The following is a 6,847-nucleotide window of genomic DNA, read 5'->3' as shown; positions in this document are numbered from 1 at the left end:
ATAGAACTACTGTGATACTGAAATATTCAGTTCCAATAAACAACTCCCCTTGCTACTTTTATGATTATTTTATAGCGGGGGCTTATTATATGTATATACAACTTGAGTCACCCGAAAAATGATGAATTCGAATATTGCAGTAAAAAGCGTTATTTAGGAGGTGTTACTATGACGCATATACTGGTGATTGAAGACAACCCAGATATACAAGAACTTATTCGTGAATTTTTAACTGCCCAAAATTTTACCGTTGATGTGGTTGGTGCTGGAACGGAGGGAATTCTTCTTTTCCAAAAAAATTCATACGACCTTGTCCTCCTTGATGTAATGTTACCGGATATAGATGGTTATAGTATTTGTAAAATTATGCGAGGACAGTCTGATGTACCAATCATTATGTTAACAGGCTTACATAATGAGGAGAGTGAAATTAAAGGGTTTGAGTTGGGCATTGATGACTATATTACAAAACCGTTCCATTACACGGTATTTATTAAACGCGTAGAAGCTGTATTAAGAAGGACAACAACGAAGGAAGCCGAAACTGCAACTATACTACAATTCCATGAATTGATGTTAAATTCTACAGCATATGCGGCTTATGTTCATGGTAATCAAATTGAACTAACAACTAAAGAGTTTGAGATTATATATACGTTGTTACAAAATCGAGGAAAAGTATTATCAAGAAGTGATTTGTTAAATAAGGTATGGGGCTATGAACATTATGGTGATGTAAGAGTTATAGATACACATATTAAAAATTTAAGGAAAAAATTAGGGATTACTTATATTAAAACGGTGAAAGGCATTGGCTACAAAATCGAAGCATAGTAAGGATAACATCACCAAAAATATTTTCATCAAAACCCTATTGTTTTGTGTTCTTTTATCAATTTGTCTTTATCAAATCATTTATTTTCTAGCTTTAAACTATGATAAAGGGCGTTATGCGAAAAACCCTGAAACTCAAACTGTGGAACATGCGGATTCAGTTACGAAAAACGAACAAAATAAAAGAGAACAGAATAAAGCTGTTTCAGAGGGTAGCATTTCAAATTTCCAGTCATCTATTATAGATTTCAAAACACTCTCTACGGCTATTAATCATCTTTTGCAACCTAGCCAAACTACAAAAGCAAAAGAAAATGTAGCAAATCTTTCGGAGGAAAGTAACAAAACTGAATCACATACTAAAGCGGAACAAATAGCCGCTAACACTGATTCCTTACATACACAAAATACAACAAAGAAAACAAACGAAACACATGATAATCCTAGTTTAGCAGAGATAATGCAACAATTAGCTCCAAATATTGGTGCAACAATGCTTGCATTATCTCTGCTCGGTTCTTTAGTTTATGCCAAACTAATTGCCAAACCTTTTCAATATATGAGTGATACTTTAAAAGATATTATAAATCTGGACTTTTCAGATCAACAATCACCTAACAAAAATACAGATCAAACAGATTTTAATTTGCAAGTAGCCGCTTCACAAGTCCCAACCATTGTGAAAAATCTACATGAAACAAATACAGATTTACGAAATGAGCTCAAGAAAGAACAACAATTAGAACAATCTCGCAAAGAATTTATGTCTATGGTATCCCATGAATTAAAAACACCTATCGCAGCCGTTATGGGCCAACTAGATGGCATGATTCACGGAATCGGTGCTTACAAAGATAGAGATAAGTACTTAAAACGTTCCTACGAGATGATGCAGGATATTAACGTATTAACGGAAAAGATGTCAGAATTATCCAAAATGCAAAATCCTCAATTCAAACCGAATTTAGAAGTTATTTCACTATCTAACATCATTGAGGACGTTATGAAGAAAGTAGATTATTTTATATCTGTAAAGCAATTAAATGTTCAATCTAATATTAAACAAGACGTACAAATTTTAGCTGATCCTAAATTTATTCAAACTGCTATTTTTAATATTATTTCAAATGCAATTCACTATACAATCGATCATCAGCATGTATATATAAAGCTTTATGAAAAACCGAACGGTTACGCATTAGAAGTATTAAATACAGGTTCACAAATTGATGAGGACAAACTCGCTCATTTATTTGAGCCATTCTATCGCGCTAATCCTGGAAATAACGGTTTAGTACAAGGTAGCGGTCTTGGATTATATATTGTAAAACAAATACTAGATAAACATCAGTTTCCTTATGGAATACAAAACACACCTCAAGGTGTAAAATGCTCAATTGTCTTTCCAAAAGCAATGTAAACTACTACTATAATTTCATACCCCAAACTCATACTTCGTATGAGTGGCGGAATTTTGTAGAGTCTCTGTCTCTGTTTCGTTCGCCCGTTGTCCTTATTAGGATAACGGGCGTTTTTTATTTATCCCGCTATTTGAGGGCATTAAAACTCCCACCTCAAAATTCGGCTGGAGCAAAGAAGTTAGGTGGGAGTCGGGCTAATAATCAGTGGGGGATGAACAAAATCCCCACTGATTAAAGTTTCACTTTATATAAGGAGGTTTTCACATGGAGAAATTTAAGTATTCATTACTAGTTTTATTCGGCGCTTGTAGCTACGGCGTACTTTCAACTATTTTTAAACTCGGATTCATCGAAGGATTTTCATCACACCAACTACTAGGAGGACAATATGTCTTCGGATGGATTGGACTCCTTTTACTCGTTCTGTTCTTTTCACGTCATAAAGTATCAAAAAAACAATTCTTTTCGTTACTAACAGTCGGCACAACAATGAGCATGACAGGTATTTTCTATGCTATTTCCGTAGAAGAATTGCCAGCCTCTATCGCTGTCGTTTTACTCTTTCAGTTCACTTGGATTGGTGTAGTCATCGAAGCGATTGCGAATCGAACATTCCCAAGCCGTGAGAAAGTTATATCTATTATTATTTTATTTACTGGTACATTGTTTGCTGGTGGAGTATTTGAAGGTCTTGGACAAAACTTTTCTACGAAAGGTATTATTTTCGGACTATTAGCTGCCGTCTCTTTCTCATTCTATGTATTTGTAAGCGGGCGCGTTGCTACAGATGTTCCGCCTTATACGAAAAGCTTTCTTATGACAACGAGTGCTACTCTTATTGTATGCTTATTTTTCCCGCCTACCTTTTTAACAGATGGTACCTTACAAGCAGGCCTATGGAAATATGCTTTCTTCCTTGGACTGTTCGGGGTTATTATACCTGTCATTTGTTTTTCAATTGGGGTACCAAAAGTAGGAACAGGACTTGGTACAATATTAGGTGCAGCTGAATTACCAACAGCCATTATCGCTTCTATTACACTTGTTCATGAAGTTGTATCGCCAATGCAGTGGATTGGGATTGTGGTTATATTACTCGGTATTTTCACACCACAACTACTTACTGCTAGGAAAGAAAAAAAACAGCATACGATGCATAGTGCGTGAAAACATCAACTTGTATATAAATGTGAATAAAGTTGCGATATGTTAAACTTTATTACTACCTTCAAAATAACATATGATATTGCGGCTATTATTCTCGTAATTCTTGCTGTGCTTTTCTTTTTAAAAGATAAGAAAGAGGGTTATACAGCATGACAAAAGACCTTTCATTTATTTGAAAGGTCTTTTCCTTATATTTCACTTTACCGCTCCATATAACTTCTCTATCTCATGTTCAATTTGTTTTACATCGATTCGCTCAAATAATGGCTGTACATTATCAATTCGGTTTGGCAACGTGTTTTGAGGTTCCCAATTTACTTTAACACTCGATAATGTATTTCTAACTCTTTCACTTGAAAACGGTAAAAATGGTTCAAGCAGTTGTGCAAAGTTTGCTATCAGGTAAACACAATTATAAATTGTTTCCTCACATGGAACTGGGTCCTCTTCTCTTTGTTTCCAAGGCTGCTTTTCATCAAAGTATTTATTTGCAAAGCGTACTGCATCAAATATTGTTTCTAGTGCCACCTTAAATTTAGTTTGCTCAATCGCCTCTCCTACACTTTTATATAATCCTTCTACCTTATCTCTCAGCTCTATATTAATATTTGCTTTTGGCACAATGCCATCATAATACTTTTCAATGAACTTCAACGTCCGGTTCACAAAGTTCCCGTATGCGCCTAATAGTTCACTATTATGACTGTAAATGAATTCACGCCATGAAAAATCAGTATCACGATTTTCTGGTGCATTTACTGTTAAAAAGTAACGAATAGAATCTGGATTATAGCGTTCCAATATATCAGGTACCCATACTGCCCAGTTTTTACTTGTCGATAACTTTCTTTTTTCTACTGTTAAATACTCATTCGAAACGATATGACGCGGGATCGCTTCTTCTCCTATTCCAAGTAATACCGCTGGCCAAATGATTGAATGAAACGGAATATTATCCTTACCATGTACATAATATGTTTTCACATCTCTATCCCAAAACTCTTGATCAGCTTTCTCTGTTTCGTCAGCCCAGTGTTTACTCGCTGAATAATATCCTGTCACCGCTTCAATCCATACGTAAATTTTCTTATCTTCATATCCTTCCACTGGAATTGGTACCCCTATTGGTAAATCACGTGACACTGCCCTATCTTGTAACCCTTCCTTTAAATATCTCTCTGTTAATTGAATTGCATTGTCGCGCCATGTTCCTTTTTGCTTTGCAATTTCTACGGCCGCTTTAATTTGCTGCTGAAATTTATGCAATGCAAAATAGAAATGCTCTGTTTCCTGTACTGATGGCGTACTACCGCATAACTTACATTTCTTTTCTAACAAATCGAGTGGATCTAAAATAGCGGAACAAGCATCACATTGATCACCCCTCGCTGCTTCATGGCAATGCGGACAAATACCTTCTACATATCGATCCGGTAAAAATTGCGTACACGTTTCGCAATAAGCTTGTTCAACGACTTTTTTATAAATATAACCTTCTTCTAATAGTCGCAAAAAGACTTTTTGAACCGTTTCATGATGATGTTCACTATCTGTGCGTGTATAGCAATCATACGTAAAACCAAGATTATGAAAACATCGCTCGAATTCTTCATGATATTGATCAGCTATTTTCTTTACTGTAACCCCTTCTTGCTTTGCTCTAATTGCAATCGGTGTTCCATTACAATCACTTCCTGAAACATACAACACATTCTCACCTTTAGCCCTATAATAACGCGCTAAAATATCTCCTGGTAACAAACTAGCAATATGCCCAAGATGTAACGAACCATTTGCATACGGCCAAGCGCCTCCAATAAAAATACTCATCTTATATTCCTCCTTTAAAATATAAAAAGCCCCACCCCTATCTTAAAAAAGATAAGGGCGGGGCTGTATAAACAGTCGCGGTACCACCTTATTTCGTCAGTCATTCACATAACTAACCTTAACAAGTACGGAGCAATTCTTGCTCTTATACTGTGGTTTTGATAACGAGAACCAACTCTCGTCGCCGCCTACTATTATCATTTGATAAGTTCAGAACGAAGCTCAAAGGCCATTGTTCAAATGAATATTCTTGCTTCTTCTCAGCTACCGAAGCTCTCTGGAAAGAATGGTTCCATTCTACTTTTCCTTTTCAACGCTTTTATGTATAACACGTATTTTACGACTTAATACCAGAAAAATCAAACTTTTTTAAAAAAGCAGGAAATCCTACTCATTCACCGAATAACTATACGTTCACAAAAGGAGTGATAAAATTGAATCAAAAGCAACTAAGTACTATTAATGAAAAAAGCTGGAATGCAGCTGCCTATGAAGCTTGGACTAATCGTCACGGCACACCGACAGAATATGCAAAAAAACTCATGCAAGATCCTGTTCATGAAGTCTCCTACTATTTACCCTACATACAATCTCCAAAAGGAAAGCGTATTATTAATTTACTCGGATCAAAAGGCAACAAAGCAGTTGCTCTTGCTCTTTTAGGAGCCGATGTAACAGTTGTAGATATTTCAGCAAGTAATGAAAAATATGCAACCGAACTAGCCGAAGCTGCTGACGTCTCTATTCAGTATATCGTTTCCGATGTACTAGATTTAAATCTATCCCAATCATTTGATATCGTATTACTGGAACTTGGCGTGCTCCATTACTTTTTAGACTTAAAGCCACTCTTTCATATAATCTCTCACTTACTAAAACAAGATGGGACATTTATACTGCGTGACTATCATCCCGTTTATACAAAATTATTAGGAGTAGATCATCCATCATTTCGAGCAAATGGAAATTATTTTGATGAGGAACTTATTGAAGATGACGTAGCTTATAGTACTCTCCTTACGGAATCACAGAAATACGCTTTACCGAGAACAAAAATTAGGCGCTGGACACTAGGAGAAGTTATTTCAGCAATGGCAGAAACAAATTTCAAGGTTGAAAAATTGATTGAAGAACACGGACCTCATCAAAGGTGGGTCTTCCCTTCTACTTCACCCGAAGGAATTGAAGAACGCATACCCGGTCTATATACATTAATTGCGACAACATGCAAAAAAGGATCCCTTCACGGATAGGATCCTTTTTTTGCATGCTTACGCATATAAGTTGAGGTTGGAGATTACCATAATTCTGTAGAATAGGACACAAGATATTTCAACATTCGTCTCTGACTTACGTCGTCAAAAAGGGGTATGACCAACATAACGAAGAGTAATGTTTTAGTTGATAGTGATAATCGTTATCAACTAATTAGAAGTATACAGGATGTTATTTCAAATTACAATAGCCTTTCTGGTTTTTATTTATGAATTTTTTGATATACAAATGTATACATTTTAAGAACATTTACTCATATCAATTTGCCTCCTTCCGTTATCTGCTATAATTTTCACTGAACAGATTAATAACTTCATAAT

At 35.6% G+C, this 6,847-nt stretch carries 5 protein-coding genes and 1 other annotated feature; of the genes, 4 read left to right on the top strand and 1 reads right to left on the bottom strand.

Features of this window, described 5'->3' with window-relative positions; genetic code table 11:
• The first annotated feature begins 168 nt into the window (after positions 1-168).
• The 3 genes from AB3X48_RS15070 to AB3X48_RS15060 all read left to right on the top strand — a co-directional run bounded on the left by AB3X48_RS15070 (position 169) and on the right by AB3X48_RS15060 (position 3,422).
• Positions 169-834, top strand: coding sequence for a response regulator transcription factor (locus AB3X48_RS15070; protein WP_002159964.1), 666 nt, complete (start codon positions 169-171; stop codon positions 832-834).
• Positions 812-2,254 carry a sensor histidine kinase gene (locus tag AB3X48_RS15065; protein WP_016106557.1) on the top strand — a complete coding sequence of 481 codons (1,443 nt, stop codon included), beginning with the start codon at positions 812-814 and terminating at the stop codon, positions 2,252-2,254. The genes AB3X48_RS15070 and AB3X48_RS15065 overlap by 23 nt, the downstream gene beginning before the upstream one ends.
• Positions 2,255-2,519: 265 nt before the next feature.
• Positions 2,520-3,422: an EamA family transporter gene (locus AB3X48_RS15060; protein ID WP_002159962.1), complete on the top strand. Its 903-nt coding sequence runs from the start codon at positions 2,520-2,522 to the stop codon at positions 3,420-3,422.
• Positions 3,423-3,617: 195 nt separating this feature from the next.
• Here the strand turns inward: AB3X48_RS15060 and metG are convergent, their stop codons facing one another.
• Positions 3,618-5,252 carry a methionine--tRNA ligase gene (gene metG / locus AB3X48_RS15055; protein WP_199714927.1) on the bottom strand — a complete coding sequence of 545 codons (1,635 nt, stop codon included), beginning with the start codon at positions 5,250-5,252 and terminating at the stop codon, positions 3,618-3,620.
• Between the two features lie 50 nt (positions 5,253-5,302).
• Positions 5,303-5,575 (bottom strand) — a binding site (T-box leader).
• A 111-nt stretch (positions 5,576-5,686) separates the two neighbouring features.
• On the opposite strand from metG, the gene AB3X48_RS15050 reads away from it, so the two are divergent.
• Positions 5,687-6,505 (top strand): class I SAM-dependent methyltransferase, encoded by an 819-nt coding sequence (locus AB3X48_RS15050; protein WP_199714928.1) that lies wholly within the window; start codon positions 5,687-5,689, stop codon positions 6,503-6,505.
• Positions 6,506-6,847: the final 342 nt, after the last annotated feature.

Origin of the sequence: Bacillus sp. S4 (assembly GCF_040838205.1) — a bacterium.
Lineage (GTDB): Bacteria > Bacillota > Bacilli > Bacillales > Bacillaceae_G > Bacillus_A > Bacillus_A cereus_U.
Note: the sequence above shows the minus strand (reverse complement) of the source record. Positions and strands in the feature narration are given on the sequence as shown.

Coding starts and splice junctions, on each gene's coding strand:
- metG (WP_199714927.1), bottom strand. CDS start 5,252: ATGAGTATTTTTATTGGAGGCGCTTGGCCGTATGCAAATGGTTCGTTA.
- AB3X48_RS15070 (WP_002159964.1), top strand. CDS start 169: ATGACGCATATACTGGTGATTGAAGACAACCCAGATATACAAGAACTT.
- AB3X48_RS15060 (WP_002159962.1), top strand. CDS start 2,520: ATGGAGAAATTTAAGTATTCATTACTAGTTTTATTCGGCGCTTGTAGC.